At 63.4% G+C, this 21,238-nt stretch carries 16 protein-coding genes; 9 read left to right on the top strand and 7 right to left on the bottom strand.

Features of this window, described 5'->3' with window-relative positions:
• The first annotated feature begins 281 nt into the window (after positions 1–281).
• A complete protein-coding gene (locus AC1ECK_RS27085) occupies positions 282–575 on the top strand; it encodes a hypothetical protein (RefSeq protein ID WP_480324647.1) in 294 nt (97 codons plus the stop codon).
• A 152-nt stretch (positions 576–727) separates the two neighbouring features.
• Here AC1ECK_RS27085 and AC1ECK_RS27080 read toward each other — a convergent pair whose 3' ends face one another.
• Positions 728–1,453, bottom strand: coding sequence for a GntR family transcriptional regulator (locus AC1ECK_RS27080; RefSeq protein WP_480324645.1), 726 nt, complete (start codon positions 1,451–1,453; stop codon positions 728–730).
• A gap of 160 nt (positions 1,454–1,613) precedes the next feature.
• Here AC1ECK_RS27080 and AC1ECK_RS27075 point away from each other — a divergent pair, with 160 nt between their 5' ends.
• The 4 genes from AC1ECK_RS27075 to AC1ECK_RS27060 all read left to right on the top strand — a co-directional run bounded on the left by AC1ECK_RS27075 (position 1,614) and on the right by AC1ECK_RS27060 (position 8,180).
• Entirely contained in the window at positions 1,614–2,834 is a 1,221-nt protein-coding gene (locus AC1ECK_RS27075; protein ID WP_480324643.1) for a pyridoxal-phosphate-dependent aminotransferase family protein, read from the top strand.
• 162 nt (positions 2,835–2,996) lie between these two features.
• A complete protein-coding gene (locus AC1ECK_RS27070; protein WP_480324641.1) occupies positions 2,997–4,283 on the top strand; it encodes an MFS transporter in 1,287 nt (428 codons plus the stop codon).
• Positions 4,284–4,334: 51 nt separating this feature from the next.
• Positions 4,335–5,099, top strand: coding sequence for a 2-keto-4-pentenoate hydratase (locus tag AC1ECK_RS27065; protein WP_480324639.1), 765 nt, complete (start codon positions 4,335–4,337; stop codon positions 5,097–5,099).
• Between the two features lie 21 nt (positions 5,100–5,120).
• On the top strand, positions 5,121–8,180 hold the full coding sequence (locus AC1ECK_RS27060) for an FAD-binding and (Fe-S)-binding domain-containing protein (protein WP_480324637.1): 3,060 nt from the start codon (positions 5,121–5,123) through the stop codon (positions 8,178–8,180).
• Positions 8,181–8,186: 6 nt separating this feature from the next.
• Here the strand turns inward: AC1ECK_RS27060 and AC1ECK_RS27055 are convergent, their stop codons facing one another.
• Positions 8,187–9,083, bottom strand: a complete 897-nt coding sequence (locus AC1ECK_RS27055; RefSeq protein WP_480324751.1) for a helix-turn-helix domain-containing protein — start codon at positions 9,081–9,083, stop codon at positions 8,187–8,189.
• 186 nt (positions 9,084–9,269) lie between these two features.
• On the opposite strand from AC1ECK_RS27055, the gene AC1ECK_RS27050 reads away from it, so the two are divergent.
• From AC1ECK_RS27050 to AC1ECK_RS27040, 3 genes are all read left to right on the top strand, one after another.
• Positions 9,270–10,166: a DMT family transporter gene (locus tag AC1ECK_RS27050; protein WP_480324635.1), complete on the top strand. Its 897-nt coding sequence runs from the start codon at positions 9,270–9,272 to the stop codon at positions 10,164–10,166.
• Positions 10,167–10,493: 327 nt separating this feature from the next.
• Positions 10,494–12,683 carry an NHL repeat-containing protein gene (locus AC1ECK_RS27045; protein ID WP_480324633.1) on the top strand — a complete coding sequence of 730 codons (2,190 nt, stop codon included), beginning with the start codon at positions 10,494–10,496 and terminating at the stop codon, positions 12,681–12,683.
• A gap of 132 nt (positions 12,684–12,815) precedes the next feature.
• Positions 12,816–13,073 carry a hypothetical protein gene (locus AC1ECK_RS27040; protein ID WP_480324631.1) on the top strand — a complete coding sequence of 86 codons (258 nt, stop codon included), beginning with the start codon at positions 12,816–12,818 and terminating at the stop codon, positions 13,071–13,073.
• Positions 13,074–13,088: 15 nt separating this feature from the next.
• Here the strand turns inward: AC1ECK_RS27040 and AC1ECK_RS27035 are convergent, their stop codons facing one another.
• The 5 genes from AC1ECK_RS27035 to AC1ECK_RS27015 all read right to left on the bottom strand — a co-directional run bounded on the left by AC1ECK_RS27035 (position 13,089) and on the right by AC1ECK_RS27015 (position 19,852).
• Complete coding sequence (locus AC1ECK_RS27035) at positions 13,089–14,312, bottom strand: winged helix-turn-helix domain-containing protein (RefSeq protein WP_480324629.1); 1,224 nt, start codon at positions 14,310–14,312, stop codon at positions 13,089–13,091.
• Complete coding sequence (locus AC1ECK_RS27030) at positions 14,309–16,018, bottom strand: FAD-dependent oxidoreductase (RefSeq protein WP_480324627.1); 1,710 nt, start codon at positions 16,016–16,018, stop codon at positions 14,309–14,311. Before AC1ECK_RS27030 ends, AC1ECK_RS27035 begins: the two co-directional genes overlap by 4 nt.
• 84 nt (positions 16,019–16,102) lie before the next feature.
• Entirely contained in the window at positions 16,103–17,089 is a 987-nt protein-coding gene (locus tag AC1ECK_RS27025) for a DedA family protein/thiosulfate sulfurtransferase GlpE (RefSeq protein WP_480324625.1), read from the bottom strand.
• 244 nt (positions 17,090–17,333) lie between these two features.
• Entirely contained in the window at positions 17,334–17,585 is a 252-nt protein-coding gene (locus AC1ECK_RS27020) for a hypothetical protein (protein WP_074266701.1), read from the bottom strand.
• 623 nt (positions 17,586–18,208) lie between these two features.
• Entirely contained in the window at positions 18,209–19,852 is a 1,644-nt protein-coding gene (locus AC1ECK_RS27015) for a methyl-accepting chemotaxis protein (RefSeq protein ID WP_480324623.1), read from the bottom strand.
• A gap of 683 nt (positions 19,853–20,535) precedes the next feature.
• Here AC1ECK_RS27015 and AC1ECK_RS27010 point away from each other — a divergent pair.
• On the top strand, positions 20,536–21,189 hold the full coding sequence (locus AC1ECK_RS27010; RefSeq protein ID WP_480324621.1) for a hypothetical protein: 654 nt from the start codon (positions 20,536–20,538) through the stop codon (positions 21,187–21,189).
• Positions 21,190–21,238: the final 49 nt, after the last annotated feature.

The following is a 21,238-nucleotide window of genomic DNA, read 5'->3' as shown; positions in this document are numbered from 1 at the left end:
AGGTGATCGATCTGCGGACGCGGTGCTCACGTGTGTCGTGATCCCGAATAGTCTCACCTTTGCGGACGCGTAGAAATTTTCACAAGTCCTGTCATTTCCAGTACGTGATTTCGACTAAGCCCATGAAACACCTTTCCAGCGTCTTGTGATCCGCCGGCCAGGTGTTGTGTTCGCAGACGTGGCGCGTGCATCGGCGAGACCGGCGCTGCTCTGCGCGGTTGCTTGTCCCTTCTGTGGCTGCGCTTTCAGCGCGGCTCGTCACGTGAAAACTGGAGACTCCTATGAAATCGATTCGAAGCATTATCGTGTGCGGCCTGCTGCCGTTGGCTCTGGCGGCAGGCTCAGTCCATGCACAGGGTATCGGGCGCAGCGGCACCTACACCATGCCGCCGAACTGGGGGATGATGATGGATAAGCTGACTCCCGAGCAGCGCACACAGGCCATCGGCATTCAGGAAAAGATGATGCAGATGGAGATGGACTATCAGGACACGATGGCCCAGATGGAAATGAAGCACGCGCACGAGATGATGCAGATGCAGGCGCAATTGCTCGATCTGTTCAAGGGGCATTGAGCGTCGGCACGTTCCACAACGGCACGCGCGGCGCCAAAGGTGAGGTTTTTCGGGAGGCGGGTTGCTTGCCGGTTGCCTGACCGCCCGAGGCGCCGCGAACAGCAGACCGGCAAACGCGGATCAACGGAGCCTGTGGCTCGTGATGACCAGCTTCACGCCTTCAGCGTCCCGCCCGACACGTCTTCCCGCGACTGCACCTGCAGCACCGCATCGCGCTTGTCCAGCAAGTGCTGCCGCAAGATCGCGCTGAGCCGCTTGCCGTCGCGCGCTTCCAGCGCCTCCAGCATCTCGCCGTGATCGTGAATCGCGCGGTCCCACTTCGGAATCTGGAAGTTCGACCGGAAGCGTAGCGCCTGCAACCTTCGGTTCACCGAAATATAGGTTTGCCGCAACGCCGAGTTGCGCGCCGCCTCATTGATTTTGTCGTGGATCGCCTGATTGCGGCTGTAGTATCCCGCCAGATCGTTCTGTGCGCGGCACGCCAGCATCGCATAGTGCAGCGCCTTGATCTCGGCCAGTTCGACCGCGGTGATCCGCTCGGCCGCCAGTTCACCCGAAAACGCCTCGAGCCCGCTCATCAGCTCGAAGGTCTCGCGCAACTCCGCCTCCGACATCTTCGACACCGACGCGCCCCGGTTCGGCCAGATCTCGATCAGCCCTTCCGCCGCGAGCACTTTCAGCGCTTCGCGCAACGGCGTACGGGAAATGCCGAGCGTCTCGCACAGCTCGCGCTCGTTGAGCTTCTTGCCCGGTTCCAGTACGCCTTCGACGATAAAGCGCCGGATGTGCTCGACCACGGTGTCGTGCAGCCGCTGCCGCTCAACCTTCGGCATCAGCGGGGTGCCGGCGGTGTCCGCTTCAAATTCCGAATTTTGCATACAAAAATCCTCACTATCACTGGAGGAGATTTTATAGGAAGCTGACGCATTAGTTAATATAACGGGTAAACACGGGTGTCATGGGACGACTTTAGCCTTGGGTTCGTCGTCGAACGTCTGATATAGTTTTTTGCATGCAAAATTCAAACGGAGAAGATCCATGCTGAAACTCGACTTTCATCCCGCTGGCCGTCACTTCCTGCAGATCCCGGGGCCGAGCCCTGTGCCCGACCGCATCCTGCGGGCGATGAGCTATCCCACCATCGATCACCGTGGCCCTGAATTCGGTGCGCTCGGGTTGAAGGTGCTCGACGGCATCAAGAAGATCTTCAAGACCCAGCAACCCGTGGTGATCTACCCGGCCTCGGGCACCGGCGCGTGGGAAGCCGCGCTGTCGAATACGTTGAGCCCCGGCGACCACGTGCTGATGTTCGAGACGGGGCACTTCGCCACGCTCTGGAAGAAGATGGCGGAAAGCCTGGGGCTCAAGCCTGAGTTTCTTGGTCTGCCTGGCATCGAAGGCTGGCGCCGCGGCGTGCAGCCGCAGATGATCGAAGCGCGTCTGCGCGAAGACACCCAGCATGCAATCAAGGCGGTTTGCGTGGTGCACAACGAGACCTCGACGGGCGTCACCTCGGATATCGCCGCCGTCCGGCGAGCGATCGACGCAGCCGGTCACCCGGCTCTGTTGCTGGTCGACACGATCTCGGGTCTGGCCTGCGCCGACTATCGCCATGACGAGTGGGGCGTCGACGTCACGGTGTCGGGCTCGCAGAAGGGTTTGATGTTGCCGCCGGGCATCAGCTTCAACGCGGTGTCGCCGAAGGCTATCGCCGCCGGCAAGACGGCAAAGCTGCCACGCAGCTTCTGGGACTGGACCGAGATCATCGAGATGAACAAGTCCGGCTACTGGCCGTACACGCCGAACACGAACCTGCTGTACGGCTTGTCGGAAGCGCTCGACATGATTCTCGGCGAAGGGCTCGACAACGTCTTCGCGCGCCACGAACGCCTGGCCGAAGCCTGCCGCCGTGCGGTGCGGGCGTGGGGCTTGGAGATCCAGTGTGCGGACCCCGCCGTGTATAGCCCGGTGCTGACGGGCGTGATGATGCCCGAGGGTATCGACGCCGACGCCGTGCGCAAGACCATCTACGAACGCTTCGACATGTCGCTCGGCACGGGCCTCGGCAAGATGAAAGGCCGCATGTTCCGCATCGGCCACCTGGGCGACTGCAACGACCTCACGCTGCTGGCGACGCTGGCGGGCTGTGAAATGGGCTTGCAACTGGCGGGCGTGCCGGTCGCGGCGAGCGGCTTGCCGGCCGCGATGGAATGGTTGACGGCCCAGGCGCAAACGGCCGGTCTGAAAGCCGCCGCCTGAGCAGCGCGCGGCCAGCGGTAAAGGGGAAGGTCAGGGGCCTTCCCCGGTGGTAACGGCTCGTGACGACCAGCAAAACGTCACGTCCATGCAGCGCACGCGAGGGGAACAACGACGCAGCGCGCCGCTCCCGGCACGCGGTCGATCCAGCAACGGAGACAGACGATGAAGCGGTTTCGTGTGACCAGTGCGAGCAGTATCGTTTTACTGATGTTATGCATCATGTATTTCATTACCTATCTGGACCGTGTCAACGTCAGTACCGCAGCCGCCGGATTTGGCAAGGAGTTCCAACTTTCGCATACGCAGATCGGCCTCGTCTTCTCGGCCTTCGCTTACCCGTACCTGGTGTTTCAGATCATCGGCGGCTGGGTGAGCGATCGCTTTGGCGCGAAGCGCACGCTGATCTGTTGCGGCGCGGTGTGGGCGGTGGCCACCATCCTCACCGGGCTCGCGAGCGGGCTGATCTCGCTGCTTGCCGCGCGCTTGCTGCTCGGCTTCGGTGAGGGCGCAACGTTTCCCGCAGCGACCGCCGCGATGGCGCGCTGGGTCGCGAAAGAAAAGCGCGGTTTTGCTCAAGGCATTACGCATGCGGCCTCGCGCATCGGCAATGCGGTGGCGCCCGGCGTGATCGTGCTGGTGATGGCCACGTGGGGCTGGCGCGAATCGTTCTATATCTGCGGCGTGTTCAGCATGCTGTGGGTGATCGTGTGGGCGATGACGTTTACCGAACATCCGAAAGACCATCGGCGCATCACGGCGGACGAACTCGACGTGCTGCCCGTGCCCAAGCCGAAAGCGGCCAACGTGCCGTGGAAAGCACTGTTTCGCCGCATGGCGCCGGTCACGATCGTCTACTTCTGCTACGGCTGGACGCTGTGGCTCTTCCTGAGCTGGATTCCCCAATACTTTCTGCATAGCTATCACCTCGACCTGCAGAAGTCGGCCATCTTCGCCTCGACGGTATTTTTCGCGGGTGTGCTTGGCGATACGCTCGGCGGCATCGTCACGGACAAGATCTACACCCGCACCGGCAGCCTGAAACGTGCACGTAGCTGGATGGTGTCGATCTGCATGCTACTGACGCTGGCCGTGCTGGTGCCGTTGATGTTTGCGCACAACCTGTACGTCTCGATGGCGTGTCTCTCGGCCGGCTTCTTCTTCGCGGAAATGACGATCGGTCCAATGTGGGCGATTCCGATGGACATTGCCCCGGAATACTCCGGCACCGCGAGCGGCATGATGAACACCGGCTCGGCGCTGGCCGCGATCATCTCGCCGGTCGCCGGCGGTTTTCTGATCGACCGCTTCGGTAGCTGGGAATTGCCGTTTGTCGGCAGCATGGTGTTGATGGCGATCGGTGTGGTGCTGGCCTTCCGCATGCAGCCGGAGAGCAAATTCGAACTGAACGCGGCATCGGGCGCGCATCCGGCGCCAGGTCTCAAGGTCTGAGCACGCGGCGCACGTTTGCACCGGGCTATTTCCAACCCTTCACTCTTCAAGATGAACCAACCCGATATTTCCACCTTGAGCCGGCGCGTCGCGGATGCACGCTCACATCACCAGACACTCGACAGCCTGCCGCCTGAACAGATACCGGCGGATGCCGACGCCGCCTACGCGATCCAGCACGAAATCCTGCGTCTGTCGGGCGCACGGATCGGTGGCTGGAAGATCGGCGCGAAGTCGGACACCGGACCGGTCCAGGGTGCGCCGCTGCCCGCAGCAGATGTTTACGGGAACGACGCGAGACTGCCGCGTGACGCCTTTACGCCGCTGGGCCTCGAACTGGAAATTGCCTTCCGTTTTGGCCGCCGTTTCGAACCGGCGCAGGAACCCTACAGCGAAGCCGAAGTGCTGGCGGGGATCGGATCGTTTGGGACAACGATAGAAATCGTCGCGAGCCGTTACGCCGCCTGGCCGAATGTGGACAAGCTCGCTCAACTTGCCGACCTGCAGAACAACGGTGCCCTCGTGGTGGGCGAATTCGAGCCGTATCGCGACGATTTTCCGTTTGTCGCGCCGTCGCTGCGCTTCAGTTTCGAGGGACGCGATGTCGTGCTCGCGGCTGCGGCGAACCCGGCTGGCGATCCGCGCCGGCTGCTCACCTGGCTCGTGAATCACTGTGCCGTGGAACACAGCCTAGCTGTGACCCCCGAGATGGTGATCACGACCGGCTCGTACACCGGCATGTTTTTCCCGCAAAGCGCAGGCACGGCAAGCGGCCGCATTGAAGGGCTCGCGCCCGTCGGCGTGACGCTTTACTAGACATTTCTTCAGGCCGACGCCATGACGAATGCCGCTTCCCCCATGCTCGTCAAACCGATTCATCTGGTGCCCTCCAGTGCCCGGATGACGACACCGCTCGCCAGGCGCCTGCGCGACGCCTTGCGCGGCGATGTACTGTTCGATGCCGCCAGCCGCGGCCGCTACGCCACGGATGCGTCGATCTACCAGATCACGCCGATTGGCGTCGTCGTGCCGCGTGACCAGGACGACCTGCGCATCGCGCTCGAAGTCGCACGCAGCGAAAAGGCGCCGCTGCTCGCGCGCGGCGCCGGCACGAGCCAGTGCGGGCAGACGGTCGGCGAGGCACTGGTGGTCGACACTACCAAGTGGCTGAACAACATCGTCGCGTTCGATGCCGATGCATGTACCGTGACGGTCGAACCAGGCGTCGTGCTCGATCACCTGAACGCCTGGCTCAAGCCGCACGGGCTATGGTTTCCGGTGGATGTTTCGACGGCGGCGCAATGCACGATCGGCGGCATGGCCGGCAACAACTCGTGCGGCTCGCGCTCCATCGAATACGGCAACATGGTGCACAACGTCGAGGCCATCGAGGCGATCCTCGCCGACGGCAGCGAGGCCCGCTTCGCGTCGCTGCGCGAGGCGCCGCAGGGCACGCGCTTGCAGGCGATCGTCGAGGGCGTGAAGCGCATCGCACTGCGCGAACGCGACGAGATCGTGGCGCGCGTGCCGAAGGTATTGCGGCGCGTTGCCGGCTACAACATCGACCTGTTCGATTGCCAGAATCCGCGCGCCTATACCGATGACGGCATCGCCAACCTCGCGCATCTGCTGGTCGGCTCGGAGGGCACGCTGGCGTTCAGCCGGCAGTTGACGTTGAAGCTCGTGCCGCTGCCCGCGCACAAGACACTTGGCGTGGTCAACTTCCCGACCTTCTGGCAGGCGATGGACCTGACGCAGCACATCGTCAAGCTGAAGCCCGTGGCGGTCGAACTGGTGGATCGCACGATGATCGATCTGGCGATCGGCAACCCGGCGTTCCGCCCGGTCATCGAGAAGGCGCTGGTGGGCCGTCCCGAAGCGATCCTGCTGGTCGAGTTCGCGGGCGAAAGCCGCGACGCGCAGTTGGCCGGTCTTAGGCAACTGACCGAGCTGATGGCCGACCTTGGCCTGCCCGATTCGGTTGTGCCGATGACGGACGCCAGCGAGCAGAAGGCCTTGTGGGAAGTCCGCAAGGCCGGGCTGAACATCATGATGAGCATGAAGGGCGACGGCAAGCCGGTGTCCTTCATCGAAGACTGCGCGGTGCCGCTCGAACACCTGGCCGAATACACCAGCAAGCTGACCGAGGTGTTTCATCGCCACGGCACGGAGGGCACGTGGTATGCCCATGCGAGCGTCGGCACGCTGCACGTGCGGCCGATTCTCGACATGCGGCGCGACGGTGCGCTGAAGATGCGGGCGATCGCCGAAGAAGCCGCGGCGCTGGTGCAGCAATACAAGGGCGCTTACTCGGGCGAGCACGGCGACGGATTGTGCCGCGGTGAATGGGTGGCATGGCAATACGGGCCGCGCCTAAACCAGGCATTCAGCGAGATCAAGGCGCTGTTCGACCCCGACAACCGCTTCAATCCGGACAAGATGGTGCGCCCGCCGAAGATGGACGACGCGCGCAATTTCCGCTTCGCGCCGGGCTATCGGGAACGGGCGCTGGAGACCGCGTTGGACTGGTCCGCCTGGAACGTCGAGCGCGATCCGCTCACCGGTGCGGAGTCGCTGCCGGGCACCGGCAACGACCTGTCCGGCGGCCTCGCGAAGGCCGTCGAGATGTGCAACAACAACGGCCATTGCCGCAAGTTCGATGCGGGCACGATGTGCCCGAGCTATCGCGTGACGAAGGACGAGCAGCACGTGACGCGCGGCCGGGCCAATACGCTGCGCCTCGCGATTTCAGGGCAGCTCGGTGAGGAAGGGTTGGCGAGCGACGACGTCAAGGAGACGCTCGACCTCTGCGTCTCGTGCAAGGGCTGCAAGCGCGATTGCCCGACCGGCGTCGATATGGCGAAGTTCAAGATCGAGGCGCGGGCGGCGCGCGTCAAGCGGCACGGCCTGAGCGTGCGCGACCGGCTGGTGGCGTTCATGCCGCGCTATGCGCCGTTTGCGAGCAAAGTGCCGGCTCTGATGGCGCTCGCCGAGAACGTGCCGGTGCTGTCGGCCTGGTTCAGGCGTGCGGTGGGTTTTGCGCCGCAACGCACCTTGCCGCGCTTTCGCAAGTCGTTCCTGGCGAGCGCAGTAGCGAGCGGGGCGGCAGCATCGGCCGGATCGGTGCGGGCGCGCACCAGCGTAGAAGGCACGGCGAAAATCAAGGAAGTCCTGTTGTTCGTCGATACCTTCAACAACCACATTGAGCCGGAGAATGCGCGCGCCGCGCAGCGGGTGCTGGAGGCCGCCGGTTACACGGTGCACTTCAATACCCGCGAAGGCGAACGGTCGGTGTGCTGCGGCCGCACGTTCCTCGCGGCGGGTCTGGTCGACGAAGCGAAACAGGAAGCACGGCGCATGCTGGACACGTTCCGGCCGTTTGTCGAACGCGGTGTGCCGATCGTCGGACTCGAACCGTCGTGTCTGCTGTCGTTGCGCGATGAGTTTCTGCACTATGGCTTCGGTGAAGAAGCGCAACGGCTCTCACAGTCCGCCTTCCTGTTCGAAGAGTTTCTGGTGCGCGAGCAGCAGGCGGGACGCCTTACGCTGGAACTCAAACCGTTGCCCACGCCGAACGCCCTGGTGCACGGCCATTGCCATCAGAAAGCGTTCGACGCCTTCACGCCGGTGCAAACCGTGCTGAAGTGGATTCCGCAACTGAAGGTGTCGACGGTCGAGTCATCGTGCTGCGGGATGGCCGGCAGCTTCGGTTACGAGGCCGAGCATTACGCGACCTCGCAGGCGATGGCTGAGCTGTCGTTGCTACCGGCGGTGCGCAAGATCGGCGCCGATACGGTGATGGTGGCCGACGGCACCAGTTGCCGCCATCAGATTCACGATGGCGCCGGTGTCGACGCAGTGCATGTGGCCCGTGTGCTGGCGATGGCGCTGAAGTAGCGGTTGCTACGCTGCCCGAACGGCTTGCCGGTACAGCATCGGCGCCACGCCCACCGCTTCGCGGAAGCGGTGGCTGAAGTGACTGGCATTCGCGTATCCGCAGCGCGCCGCGACCTGGGCGAGCGGTAGCGCGGTGGCGCGCAGCAGCACCCGCGCGCGCTCGACCCGCTGCTGGGCAATCCACGCAGCCGGCGGCAGGCCGAACGAGGTGCGGAACATGCGCGCCAGGTGGTACTCCGACAGACAGGCCACCTCGGCCAGATCGCCGAGTGTGATCGGCTGGGTCAAATGTTCGTCGATGTAATCGCGCAGCCGCCGGCGCGTCGCTACCGAGAGGCCGCCCGTGAGCCTCGCGTCCGCCCGGCTCACGCCTTGTGAGCGCAGCAGCAGGCTCAACACCTCATGGGCCGTTTCGTTGGCCCGTAGCAGGCCATCGGCGTCGTCCCAGCGTTCGTCGGTCAACGACTGGCACAGCGTGGCAATCCGCGCGTCTTCGAAATAGGTGCGATCGGCCAGCGTTACCTCACGGGGTTCGCGGTCCAGTTCCCGCACGGCGCGCTGCGTGAAGTGTTCGGGCAAGAAGTACAGGTGCATGAAATGCATCTGGCCGCGCACCCACCAGCGCGATTCGTGGTCGCCGGGCAGGGCGCAAAGCCGTGTCGGCGCGCCATATCGGCCTGGCAGCTTCTGGCGCTCGGTGCGGTATCCGCCGTCCAGGTAGCACGACAGCGTGTGATGCCCCGGACGGTCGTAGATGGTTTCGGCTTCCTTGGTCTCACGGGTCCACTCGGCCACTGCCAACTGGTCGCCGAGCCATGCGAAGCGCCGCAGTGTCGCGTTGGCGTCGCGCAGGGTGTGACACACCGATTGCAGGCCAAACGGCGTCCCGGCGGGTTCGATCATGGAGTCGGGCAGACGGGTGTTCACGGCTGAAAAAGTGGCGGATTGCATGGCTCGCAGTATAGAACGTGCGCCGCCGTCCCCGCTTGCCGCGACAAACAAGTGCGCAATCCTGGACAAGTGTTTGGCGCCTGGCGGGCGCATAGTCGGGTGGTCGAATCCCCGAATCTCACCGCTGCAAGCCTTGCCATGAATCTGTTTCTTTACGCGCTTACCGTTCTGATCTGGGGCACCACCTGGATCGCCATCAAGTGGCAACTCGGCGTAGTGCCGCCGCCGGTCTCGATTGCCTGGCGCTTTGGGCTCGCCGCGCTCATTCTGTTCGTGCTGCTGCGCGTCATGCGCCGGCCGATCTGGCCGCCGCGCGCCGCCTGGCGGTATCTGCTGGCCCAGGGCCTCGCGCTCTTCTGCTGTAACTTTCTGTGCTTCTACTACGCCGAACAGGTCGTGCCGAGCGGTCTGGTGGCGGTGATTTTCTCGATCGCGCCGCTGCTGAATTCGATCAATGGCCGCCTGTTCATGGGGCGCCCGCTGCAACCCACCGTCATTGTGGGCGCGCTGCTGGGTCTGGTCGGCATCCTGTGTCTGTTCGTGCCGCAGGTGGCAGGACACCTCGGCGATAACGCCGCATGGCTCGGGATGGCGGTCGCGTTGCTCGGCACCTTGTGCTTTTCGACCGGCAGCCTGCTGTCGAGCCGGATGCAGTCGATGGGCCTGCATCCGCTTGTCACCAATAGCTGGGCCATGCTGATCGGCGCCAGCATCCTGACGGTGGGCAGCGCCCTGGCAGGCTTGCCGTTCGCCGTCGAACCGGATGTGCGGTATCTCGGCGCGCTGGCGTATCTGGCCGTGTTCGGCTCGGTGGTGGGGTTTACGGCTTACCTGATGCTGGTGGGACGCATGGGACCGGAGCGCGCCGCTTACTGCACCGTGCTGTTTCCGATCGTGGCGCTGGCGGTCTCGACGGTGTTCGAGGGCTATCACTGGACCGTATTGGCGGTTGTCGGCCTGGTGCTGGTGGTGGCCGGCAATCTGGTGGCGTTCGATCTGACGCGGCGTCTGTTCGTGCGGCGCGCGGCGACGTAATACATGGGTGAGGGTCGCCGAGGCGCTGCTCGCACCCTTACCCCTTCAAGGTGAGTCTTTTCGGGAGTCAATTCGGCCGGGCACATTGCGTGGACCATCAAAGGTGAGAACTTTCGGGAGTCGTTTCGTGTAAGGCAAATTAACATTAATGCGAATTGCATTATTGGATTTCGTCCCGCTGCAAATAGAATTTTTGTCGATTAATTTTCCGAAAAATATGCGAGGATAAATCGCCGTAATTGAATTGACGCGCGATACCGGACTATCTGCGTCATGGTCGACGCACGCGTGGCACTTCACTCACCGTGCCGCGCTTCTCGCAAGGAAATGATCGTGAAACTCTCTTCCCGCATAGGCGCGGCCATGCTCGTTTTGCAGAGCATGGCGCCATGCGTTGCGTTTGCTCAATCGCAACTTACCTACACCACTTCCTGGATCGGCAATAGTTTCGGTTTTGGCGACGGCAAATGGATGCAGCAGGATATTCAGGCAATCAATGTCGCGCCGAATGGAACGGTATATACCGATTCGACATGGGATGAAAGCGGCAGTGAAATTGCTGCCTATCAGAATGGTAATAAACTCGCCGTGGCGGGCAATACGCATGGATGGGGTGCGGCCGGCGGCGATGCGGTCGCCGTCAATAGCACGTACCTGTACGCGGCGATGTCGATCGGCAACGAGAACAACGCGCTGGTGGGGGCCGACTATCCGCCGCAGAACCAGACGTGGTTCGGCATCACGCGGCGCCCGCTGTCGAACATCGCACTGGGTGCGCCGTTTGCGTACGGCATCGGCAATAGCGCCAACCCGACCAAGAACAGTTTTCTGCGCGTGCAGGCGGTGAATGCCAGCATCGATGCCGGCATTCGCGGACTCGCCGCCACCGATAGCGAAGTATACGTAGCCGATACGTACGGCAACCGCATCATCGTGCTCGACGCACAAACGATGCGGCAGTTGCGCTCATGGAGCGTGACGGCGCCGGGGCGCATTGTCATCGATACCGACACGACGCTCTGGGTCATCAGCGGCTTCGATTCGACGAGCCCAAGTGTCGTGCACTACTCGAACACCGGGGCGCCGCTGGCGGGCACCGCGACGCTGCCGGCAGGCACGATTCCCACCGCGCTCGCGCTGGCGCCCTCAGGGCAACTGCTGGTGGCGGACAACGGGCCGTCGCAGCAGATTCTCGTGTACAACAAGATCGCCGGCGGTCAGACGCAGCTTGGCGGCGCACTTGGCACGAACAACGGCATCTTCCATACGATCGATGGGAGGCCCGGCAACTGGCGTTTCAACGGCATCACCGGCATCGGCTTCGATCAGAGCGGCAATCTGTACGTAGGGCAGAACGGCGAGGGGCCGCGGCCGATCGGCTCGGCGACGGTCGGCCAGGGGGCAGTGCTGGAAAGCTATGGATTCGCGTCGCAGCAACTGAACTGGCGGCTATACGGACTCACCTTCGTCGATAGCGGCGCATTCGATCCGGCCAACCCCGCGAGCGTGTATAGCGGCTCGAAACGCTTCTCGCTCGATTACAGCCGGTCCACCGGTGAAGAATGGTCGTATGCGGCCTTTACTTTGGACCGCTTCGCTTACCCGGACGATCCGGCATCCCATCTGACGCGCGGCGTGCGCGGCGAGCCGATGGTCAGGCGCATCAACGGCCAGCCGTATCTCTACACGCTCGATCCGTACTCGCACTATCTGAGCGTGTACCGCTTCGACACCGCACACGGCGAAGCCGCGATCCCCTCCGGCCTGCTGGCGGAGAATCCGATCCCCGGCACCTGGCCGGTCGGCCAGCCTACCTACGGCGAATGGATGTGGCGTGACAGCAATGGCGACGGCGTGGTCCAGGCGAGCGAGATCACCAGCAACCCGTCCACCGGCAGCACGGTCGGCGACGGTTTCTGGTGGGTGGACAGCGCCAGCAACATCTGGCTCGCGACGCCGCTGAGCGGAATCCGTGAAATGCCGCTGCAGGGCCTGGATTCGTTCGGTAACCCGATCTACCAATACACAGGCGCGAAGATGTTTGCGATGCCCACGCAGTTCACCCGGCTCGGACGCATCGTCTATATCGCACAGACCGATACCATGTACGTGACCGGCTTTACCGCGGCCAATCCGTGGAACGCGACGCTCTGGAAAGAGGCCGGTCCGCTGCTCGCGCGCTACGACAACTGGAGCAGCGGCAATCCGCAACTGGTCTACACGGTTGCACTGCCATGGAATACGCAGAGCGATCCGCAGGTGACGACGGTGGGCGTGGCGGTGGCGGGCAACTATGTCTTCGTCGCTGAGCTGTTTACGCAGAAGATCGATGTATACGACGCACGCAGCGGCCAGGCGGTCGGCTATATGACGCCTGGCGCGAGCGTGGGCAATACGAGCGGCTGGGTGGATGTGTATCTCGGCATCAGCGCCGTGGAGCGCGCCAACGGCGAATACGACGTGCTGGTGGAGGACGATGCGCGCGCCAAGATCCTGCTGTACCGGTGGACGCCTTAGCACACGGTTTGGCGGCCGGGCATGCGGCGAATGGATGAATGGACGACCGATCGCGATCGGTATATAACAACATTAGAGATTCGTTCACACACCGCTGCCACGGCAGCAACCCTCTTGGAGAGACGCTCCACCATGACGCGTGATGTTTCGCAAAAGCAGGAAACGGACGAACGGCCTGACCTCGAACATCTCGACGAGGCGATCAGCCATGTCGACCAGTTGGTGAGTTCAGGCGGCATTGCAACGGGTGCCGCGAAGGGGTTGTTGTACAGCCTGATCGAGACGCTCGGCACGCTGGTGGGCGACCCGGATTTGCCGGAGCACGCCCGTTCCGGGTATGAAGGCTTGCTGGAAACGGCCCGTGAATTACGGGTCAAGCTCGAACGTTGAGATTGGTCGGGAGATTCACGCTTCCGCACTTTCCTGCGCCGCCAACGCTTCGAGCAGTTCCGGCGGCGCCGAGGCAATCTGCACCTCGGGCGTGCCATGCCAGTCCGCACAACGCTGGAAGGCACGCCGCAGATCCGCAGCGAGACGGCCGCTGACGCGCACCCCCGGTTCCAGATGAACGGCCTTCAGCTCGAAGATGCCGCTCGCGCGGTGCGCCTTCGCATCGGCGCGGCCAATCAGCTTGCCGCGGCTCAGGATCGGCAGCACGAAATAGCCGTATTTGCGCTTGGCCGCAGGCGTATAGCACTCGATCGCATAGTCGAAGTCGAACAGCGCAGCGGCGCGCTTGCGATCCCACACCACCGGGTCGAACGGCGACAGCAGGGTCGTCACCGTCGAGGCCAGTTTGCCGTTCACCGCATCGTCGATCAGCGGCGCGAATTCCTTATGCACGAACGTGTCCTGCTTCCAGCCGTCGACGCGAACCGGCATCAGTTCACCTTCGTCCGCCAGCGCGCGCAGCGCCTCGACATACGGCCGGCGCGGCAGCCGGTAGTAATCGGCAACCCAATCGGCGCGCACTACGCCTAAGGCGAGGCAAGTGCGCCGCAGCATTTCCTGCTCGGCCATTGCCGCCGGCTGCAGATCTCGCGCATCGTTCCAGCCCGGCAGCACCCGTTCAGTCAGATCGTAGACACGATGAAAATTGCGCCGCTCGGCCACCATCAACTCGCCAATCGCGAACAGCACTTCGAGGTGGCGCTTCTCCGGCTTCCAGTCCCACCAGCCGTTACTCTTGCCGGCCTCGCGAACGAAATCCGCCGAACGCACCGGCCCGTTCGCGCGAATCTGCTCGAGCAGGCGCGCGATCTCCTTGCGGTACTTCTTGTGCCATTCGGCCGCGTATTTCCAGCCCATGCCGCTCGGGTCGAGCATGCGATGGCGCAGCAGACCGTAGTCCTCGATCGGCACAAAGCAGGCCTCGTGCGACCAGTATTCGAACAGCTTGCCTTCGGCCAGATGCTCGTCGAGCCACTGCGGCGGGTAGGCGCCGAGCCGGCTGAACAGAACGAGGTAAGGGCTGCGCGCGACGACGTGAATCGTGTCGATCTGCAACTGCGCCATGCGGCGAACCACGTCGAGGACGTCGGCTTTGCTGGCTTTGCGCCGCGGCGGCGTGAGCAGGCCTTGTGCGGCTAAATGGAGGGTACGGGCGGCGGAGAATGGAAGTGTCGTCATGCGCCCAACGCCACCGCCTCGCCCGCGGCCACCGCGAGCATCTGATGGATCTGCGACACGACCGCGGCGCCCTCGCCGACGGCAGCAGCAACCCGCTTGGTTGAGCCCGCGCGCGCATCGCCGATTGCGAACACGCCATCGACCGAGGTGCCGAGGTCGCAGGTGGAGTTCAAGCCTTTCGCGCCGGTGAGCACGAAACCCTTCGGGTCGAGCTCCACGCCGCAGGTCCGCAGCCAATCGGTGTTCGGATCGGCGCCGGTGAAGAGGAACAGGTGACGGGATGCGAAGCGATCCGTGCCGCCCGGCAGCGCTCGCTTGAGGACGACCGACGACAGGCCGCTATCGTCCGCTTCGAGCCGGTCGATTTCCGAATGAGGATGCACGAAGACGTTCGGCAGCGAGCGGATCCGGTCGATCAGATAGCGCGACATGGTCGCTTCGAATCCGCTGCGGCGAATCAGGACATGCACTTTCGCCGCGTGCGTGGCGAGATAGACGATCGCCTGACCCGCGGAATTGCCGCCGCCCACCAGCACGATTTCTTCGCGCTTGCAGAGCTTCGCCTCGACCGGCGAAGCCCAGTAGTAGACGCCGCGTCCGTCGAAACGCTCGAGTCCTTCGATGTCGGGCCGCCGGTACACGGCGCCGCTCGCAATCACGATGCTGCGTGCTTTCACGCTGCCGCCGCACTTGAGTTCGAGCCGGTGCGGCGATTCCTCGCAATGCAGGGCTTTGACCTTGACCGGAATCGCGACGTGCGCGCCGAACTTCTGCGCTTGCACAAAGGCGCGCCCGGCCAGCGCCTGGCCGCTGATGCCGGTCGGAAAGCCCAGATAGTTTTCGATGCGCGAACTGGCGCCTGCCTGGCCGCCGGGCGCGCGGCTGTCGAGCACGATCACCGAGAGGCCTTCCGAGGCCGCATACACCGCGGTGGCGAGCCCTGCCGGGCCGGCGCCGACGATGGCCACGTCGTAGATGAACGAAGCGTCGAGCTCGGGCAGCATGCCGAGGCAGGTAGCGAGGTGGGGATCGCTCGGATGACGCAGCACGGAGCCGTCCGGACAGATCACCAGCGGCAGGTCTTCAGGCTGCGCGCCGAATTGCTCGATCAGACTCAATGCGTCCGCGTCGCGTTCGTCGATGACGGAATGCGGATGACCGTTGCGCGATAGAAAGCCTTGCAGCGAGACGAGCCGCGCGTCGTTGCTCTTGCCGATCAGGATCGGGCCGCCCGCGCCTTTCTCGATCAGCGAGACGCGCCGCAGGATCAGCGCACGCATGATGCGCTCGCCAAGCTCGGCTTCCGCCACGATCAGCGCGCGCAGGTTGATTGGCGGAATCAGCAACGCATCGACGGGTTCAAGCGCCACACCGCTGACGAGACACACACGGCCGGACAATTGACCCACTTCGGCGAGGAACTGCCTTTGGCCGCGCTCGGAGACAAGGCGCTCGCGCCCGAGTCCATCGCGTTGGAAAACCTTGACGCGTCCTTCCAGCAAAACGAACATGCCCGGGCCGATATGACCGGTTTCGAACAGCAGTTCACCGGGTTCCCAGTGATGCACTTCGCCGAATTTGCGCAGCCGGTTGATTTCTTCCCAGGTCAGTAAAGGGAACATCTGATGTTCCCGCGTCGCCAGCGAAGAGAAGGGCGCGTCGGCAACCACAGCTTGTTGTGCTTCAGCTTCTTGAATCTCAACCATCAAACCGCTCCTTCTGTCTTTTGGGTGCAGCAGGGCAGGCGTCCGGGCGTCCGGCGCGGCGTCATCAGCGAGCGGGCGGGCGCGCTAAACCGCCGGCGCCACGCCGGGGTGAACCTCATGAACCGGCTCGTCCTCGAGCGGCTCGATTTGCCGCCCCGCGTCACGCCATGCATCGAGGCCGCCGCGCAGCGGTAGCACGTCGCTGAAACCTGCTTCGTTGAGTTGCTTGGCCATCCACGCCGCGGAAATTTCATTCGGACACGAACAGTAGATCACCAGTTTTTGCTCCGGCGAGTACTTGGCGATGATGTCGTTGAGCTGACGCTCGTCGGCAAACTGGGTGCCGGGAATCACGAAAGGATCGAGCTTGCGCTTTTCGCGCGAACGGATATCGAACAGCACCGGCGGCTGGCCGGCTGTCATCAGCTTGTACAGCTCGTCCACCTCCATGCGGGCAGTCGCGAGCTTGTTGATGAGCTGACGCCGGCGGATCCAGCGGTACGTTGCATAGAGCAGCAGCAACGCGGCGATCACGACCCCCGCCATCTTGCCCAGCCGTCCGGCGCCCGCCAGCAACATGTCGATCTGCTGCGCGAACAGGGCGCCGATGATGAGACCGGTTCCAGACCACAAGGCCGCACCGACGCTGTCGTACGTCAGGAAGGTGCGATATTTGGTGCCCATCGCACCCGCCATTGGGATGGAGACAATCGACAGGCCCGGTACGAACTTCGCCACGGCGAGCACGCGCACGCCCCAGCGGCCGAAAAAGCGCTCGGTTTTCTTCACGCAGGTGTCGCGCGACAGCGACAGCTTGCACAGGGTCTTGAGCGTATTGCCGCCGTAGATGCGACCGGCGAGATACCACGCGCTGTCGCCGATCAGCGTCGCGAAGATCGCCAGGATCAGCACCGAGGCGAGCTGTGTGCCGACAGTGGCCGGATGCATGGCCGCCATCGCGCCGAACAGGACAAGACACGGCATCGCGGGCACGGGCAACCCGAGCGATGCGGCGAGCACATTGGCAAAGACTAGTGCAGGCCCGTACTGCTCCACGAGGTCATGTAGCATCGGCTTACTTCCGCGGCGTTTCCGGCGGGAAGGGGAGAGGTAACTCAACGATTATGGACGCATTTCCAAGACGTGCAAGCGTCTGGAAACGTAACGGATGAATGATGCGGGAGAAGCGTGGCTGGGTCAGGCGCCGCGGCTGGTCAAGGTGCCCGGGTTGATGCGCTGGGCGGCCGGCAACGCTGCGCGGCTGAGGCCTCGCGGCCGAGGAGCGGCATTCGCGTGTGCCAATGCCGCTGCCGTTTTACGTCCGGTGGTTGTGCTGTTCGCCCGGCAGTTCGGCGCCGTGCGCTCTAATCGCCGCAATCAGTTCCGCCGGCGTGATTTCATAACGGACTTCGCGGTGGATGCCCGGCTTGCGTTCGTCGACTTCGATCAGAAGAATACCCTTGCCGTCTTCTGTCGACTCGAGGCGCAGTGAGCGAAGTTCGCGCGCCGTTGCGTCGTCGAATTCGGTGAGCAGGGCCATTGACCCGGAAGACCCGGTAGTGCGCATCGAAGTTGTCCTCGTTCCGTTGTTGATCGAACCATTGTACGGGCAGCCTGACGCGCCGTGTGCCGCGCCCCGTTGACCCCGTGGTATCTCACCAGCCGCCGAGAGCCGCGCCACGCTTTGCGATGCGCGATACGACGGCGTCGTGTCAGCCAGTTTAACGCGACTCAATGTGTCGCCGGACGCATTTTTCATGCCCCGCCGCGGTGCAATCCTTCCTGACTGTTGTCACGGCCTTGACGCGTAGCCTGGTTAGGGCTTCGCGCTGCGAGCGTGCGTCGCGCAGCGCCGTTGCGCGTGGGTGAGGCGTCCTGTTGCTGTAAACGGTGCGCCCCCTGCCGCCGTTGACCGGCGCGTTGACGGCAGGGCTCTCAAGGTGGGTTTTTCGTGGCGGAGACGCCCGCAGGTATTTATTGCTGCTTCGCGTGTCTGGTGCGCCTACTGAAGTTCATAAATTGCCGCTTTTACGTGTGGCTGCGCACATAAAAAAATAGCCCGTCCTTGGCAGAGCGGGCTACTAAAACGCCGTTTTTACTCGGGTCAGCCGACCCCGCACACCGGGGCGCTGACGCAGTCATGCTGAGCCGCAGATGACCCTTTGTCGAGGTGGGAGTAACGCCGATCTATCAGACCAAAGTCGGTTCAGGCGACTCGGCGTGGCGGGCCGGCGCGTCGCTTTTCGAGGTGCGGCGGGGTGCAGGACCTGACGTCGGCTCGGCGACCGTGAACAGCCGCACGGCTTCATCGAGCACATCGGCCTGTTCCGCCAGGCGTTGCGCCGTCGCGGCGGCCTGCTCGACGAGCGTGGCGTTCTGCTGTGTCGCGCCATCGAGATGCGTGACGGCCTGATTCACCTGGCGGATGCCTTCGGCCTGCTCGCTACTTGCATTCGCCACCTCGACGATGATCGACGAGACGCGGCTGACCGCTTCGTCGATCACGCGCATCTGCGAGGTGGTGCGCGCCACCAGTTCGGTGCCTTGCGCGATTTCGGTGACGCTTGCTTCCACGACCGACTTGATCTCCTTCGACGAGGCCGCGCAGCGCTGTGCGAGTGTCCGCACCTCGCCGGCCACCACCGCGAACGAGCGGCCCGCTTCGCCCGCGCGGGCTGCTTCGACGGCTGCGTTGAGCGCCAGAATATTGGTCTGAAACGCGATGCCGTCGATCACGCCGGTGATGTCGGCGATGCGCCTGGAAGCCGCTGTGATGCCCGCCATGGTCCGCTCCACCTGGCCGGCGATCGTGCCGCCCACGGCCGCTGCGCTCTGCGCATCCTTGGCCAGATCGAGCGCCCGCACGCTGGCGTCGGCGTTGGCCTGCACGGTGGTCGTAAGCTGGTCCATGGTCGCGGCGGTTTCTTCCAGCGAGGCAGCCTGCAACTCGGTACGGCGCGCCAGATCGACGTTGCCGCTTGAGATCTCGCGGGCCGCATCGAGCATGCCGGTGATCTGCGAGCGCACGTCGGAGACGATCGCGGCAAGATTCGCTTTCAACTGATTGAGCGCCTGCAGCACTTCACCGAGGTCGTCATGACGCGCGATCACGAGATCCGTGGTCAGATCGCCGGCGGCCAGACGCGTGGCGAACCCCGACATGTCGCGCATGGGCTCGGCCAGATGGCGAGCCAGCAACTGCCATGAGACCACGCTGATCAGCGCGGTCACGCCGAAGGCAATCCAGAACGCCAGCGGCGGCGTTCCGCTCCACGCGACGAGGCCGGTCAGCAGCAAGGCGAGCGGCGCCAGCGCATAGCCGAACGCTGCGCGAGTCGCGACCGGCAGGCGCATCATCGCCTGCAAGCGGCCGGCGAGTCCGGTTCGCACGACGGTGCCGCGATGCAGCTTGTGCGAGCGCGACTTGCCCTCGCGAATCCTAGTGTAGAGCGCGTCGGCGGCGCGCACCGCCTCGCGCGACGGCTTGACACGGACGCTCAGATAGCCGACTACCGCGCCTTTTTCCACCACCGGCGTGACGCTGGCCCGCACCCAGTAGTGGTCGCCATTTTTGCGCCGGTTCTTGACCAATGCGGTCCACGGACGGCCGCTGCGAATCGTTGTCCACATGTCGGCGAAGGCCTCGCGCGGCATGTCTGGATGGCGGATCAGATTGTGCGGCTGGCCGATCAACTCGTCTTTCGCGTAGCCGGAAACGGCAATGAACGCTGGATTGCAGTACTCGATGCGGCCGGTCAGGTCGGTTGCAGACACGAGCATCTGCGAGGAGGGGAATTCGTACTCTTGCTGGGTAACAGGTTGGTTATTGCGCATGGCTTTCCTTGCAGGGCGGGCGCGCACACGGCGCGGTCCTTTCGTCGCTGCAGGTTTTAACGGCATTAACCTCATAAGATTTAGGGTTTTCCTGGTGTTCCACTCAAGTTTAGGGGACATCTGGCCGTTATTGGTCCGCCCTTGCCGATGCTGGTTGCATCGAACGCGCTGTATCGCGCCGGATAGTGCGGTAAGACTGCGGACCCGATTGCTTGCGAACCAGGTCAGTAGCGGTTTGGGCACATTCGAACAGGGGAATTATGTAGTTTTGCTAAGCGATTCGTTTGATGCCGGTCTGCCCAGGCTGTTGGCTATCGATGAGCGCTGCGACCGGGGCGCATAGCGCGACGGTGGTTTCCTGATCGTGGGGGAATCGCAGTTCTCGCTGCACCGACGAAGCATGAGCCACGCGCGCCACTCCAGATTCCGTAACACGCTCATGCGTCATCTGCAATCGTGCCTGTCATGTGGCGCAGCCGTAGCCCGGCGCTCGTCTGTTGCTCGGCCTGTTCGCCGGCGTCGGCAGCAGCTTCTTCGAAAGCCTATCTCAAGATTCCCGCGTGCAGGTCGTAAACGAGCTTGTCAGGGGACGTATGCATCTTACATACGCTCCCGTCCATCGGGTAGCAATGCCTGCCTCAGCCACCTCGTCACACTTAAAAACGCCACGGGAATTTTGTACGATGAAATGCTTGGTTGTCGCTTTGTTTGCAGGCCTTACCGCGCTGCATGGACCGCTCGCGATGGCGGATGAGGTGTATGGGCAGATCGGTACCGAAGGCGGCGGCATCGGCTACGGCCATCCGTTCGGCTCGCTCGCCAATGTGCGCGCCGAATTCAATGGCTTCAGTTTTTCGCATAGCTTCAATTCGGGCGGTCTGCACTACGACGGGACGGCAACGCTCGTGCATGCCGGTCTCTACGGCGACTTTTTCCCCGCGCCCAAGGTCGTGCCGTTTCGTTTCACCGCCGGCCTGCTGATCGGCAATGACAATGTCGATGCGACCGCAACCAGCATGTCCGGCACGTACACCATCAACGGTGTGGCGTATTCCACGCTCGGCGAGAGCATCCACGCGAAGGCCACGTTCCCGGCCGTGCGTCCGTACCTGGGGATCGGCTTCGGTCATTCGCCTCTCGCCAGCAAGGGCTTTTCGATGTTCTTCGATGCGGGCGTCGCTTACGGCAAGCCGCGGGTGGACTTCGACGTGCCGGCCAACATCGTCGCTGAAGCGGGCCAGGCGAATGTCGACGCCGAGAAGCAGTCGCTGCAGAACACCGCGGACCGCTTGCGCTTTTACCCGATCGTAAAGGTTGGCGTCACGTATCGCTTTTAAACATGCGGTTTTAAAAGCGCAACACGTCCCGCGTAATGTCACGCGGACG

This window comes from Paraburkholderia sp. SSBN10T (genome assembly GCF_056619545.1).
The sequence above is the reverse complement of the archived record's forward strand: the minus strand, read 5'-3'. Positions and strand labels throughout refer to the sequence as shown.

Coding starts and splice junctions, on each gene's coding strand:
- AC1ECK_RS27085 (WP_480324647.1), top strand. CDS start 282: ATGAAATCGATTCGAAGCATTATCGTGTGCGGCCTGCTGCCGTTGGCT.
- AC1ECK_RS27080 (WP_480324645.1), bottom strand. CDS start 1,453: ATGCAAAATTCGGAATTTGAAGCGGACACCGCCGGCACCCCGCTGATG.
- AC1ECK_RS27075 (WP_480324643.1), top strand. CDS start 1,614: ATGCTGAAACTCGACTTTCATCCCGCTGGCCGTCACTTCCTGCAGATC.
- AC1ECK_RS27070 (WP_480324641.1), top strand. CDS start 2,997: ATGAAGCGGTTTCGTGTGACCAGTGCGAGCAGTATCGTTTTACTGATG.
- AC1ECK_RS27065 (WP_480324639.1), top strand. CDS start 4,335: ATGAACCAACCCGATATTTCCACCTTGAGCCGGCGCGTCGCGGATGCA.
- AC1ECK_RS27060 (WP_480324637.1), top strand. CDS start 5,121: ATGACGAATGCCGCTTCCCCCATGCTCGTCAAACCGATTCATCTGGTG.
- AC1ECK_RS27055 (WP_480324751.1), bottom strand. CDS start 9,083: ATGATCGAACCCGCCGGGACGCCGTTTGGCCTGCAATCGGTGTGTCAC.
- AC1ECK_RS27050 (WP_480324635.1), top strand. CDS start 9,270: ATGAATCTGTTTCTTTACGCGCTTACCGTTCTGATCTGGGGCACCACC.
- AC1ECK_RS27045 (WP_480324633.1), top strand. CDS start 10,494: ATGATCGTGAAACTCTCTTCCCGCATAGGCGCGGCCATGCTCGTTTTG.
- AC1ECK_RS27040 (WP_480324631.1), top strand. CDS start 12,816: ATGACGCGTGATGTTTCGCAAAAGCAGGAAACGGACGAACGGCCTGAC.
- AC1ECK_RS27035 (WP_480324629.1), bottom strand. CDS start 14,312: ATGACGACACTTCCATTCTCCGCCGCCCGTACCCTCCATTTAGCCGCA.
- AC1ECK_RS27030 (WP_480324627.1), bottom strand. CDS start 16,018: ATGGTTGAGATTCAAGAAGCTGAAGCACAACAAGCTGTGGTTGCCGAC.
- AC1ECK_RS27025 (WP_480324625.1), bottom strand. CDS start 17,089: ATGCTACATGACCTCGTGGAGCAGTACGGGCCTGCACTAGTCTTTGCC.
- AC1ECK_RS27020 (WP_074266701.1), bottom strand. CDS start 17,585: ATGCGCACTACCGGGTCTTCCGGGTCAATGGCCCTGCTCACCGAATTC.
- AC1ECK_RS27015 (WP_480324623.1), bottom strand. CDS start 19,852: ATGCGCAATAACCAACCTGTTACCCAGCAAGAGTACGAATTCCCCTCC.
- AC1ECK_RS27010 (WP_480324621.1), top strand. CDS start 20,536: ATGAAATGCTTGGTTGTCGCTTTGTTTGCAGGCCTTACCGCGCTGCAT.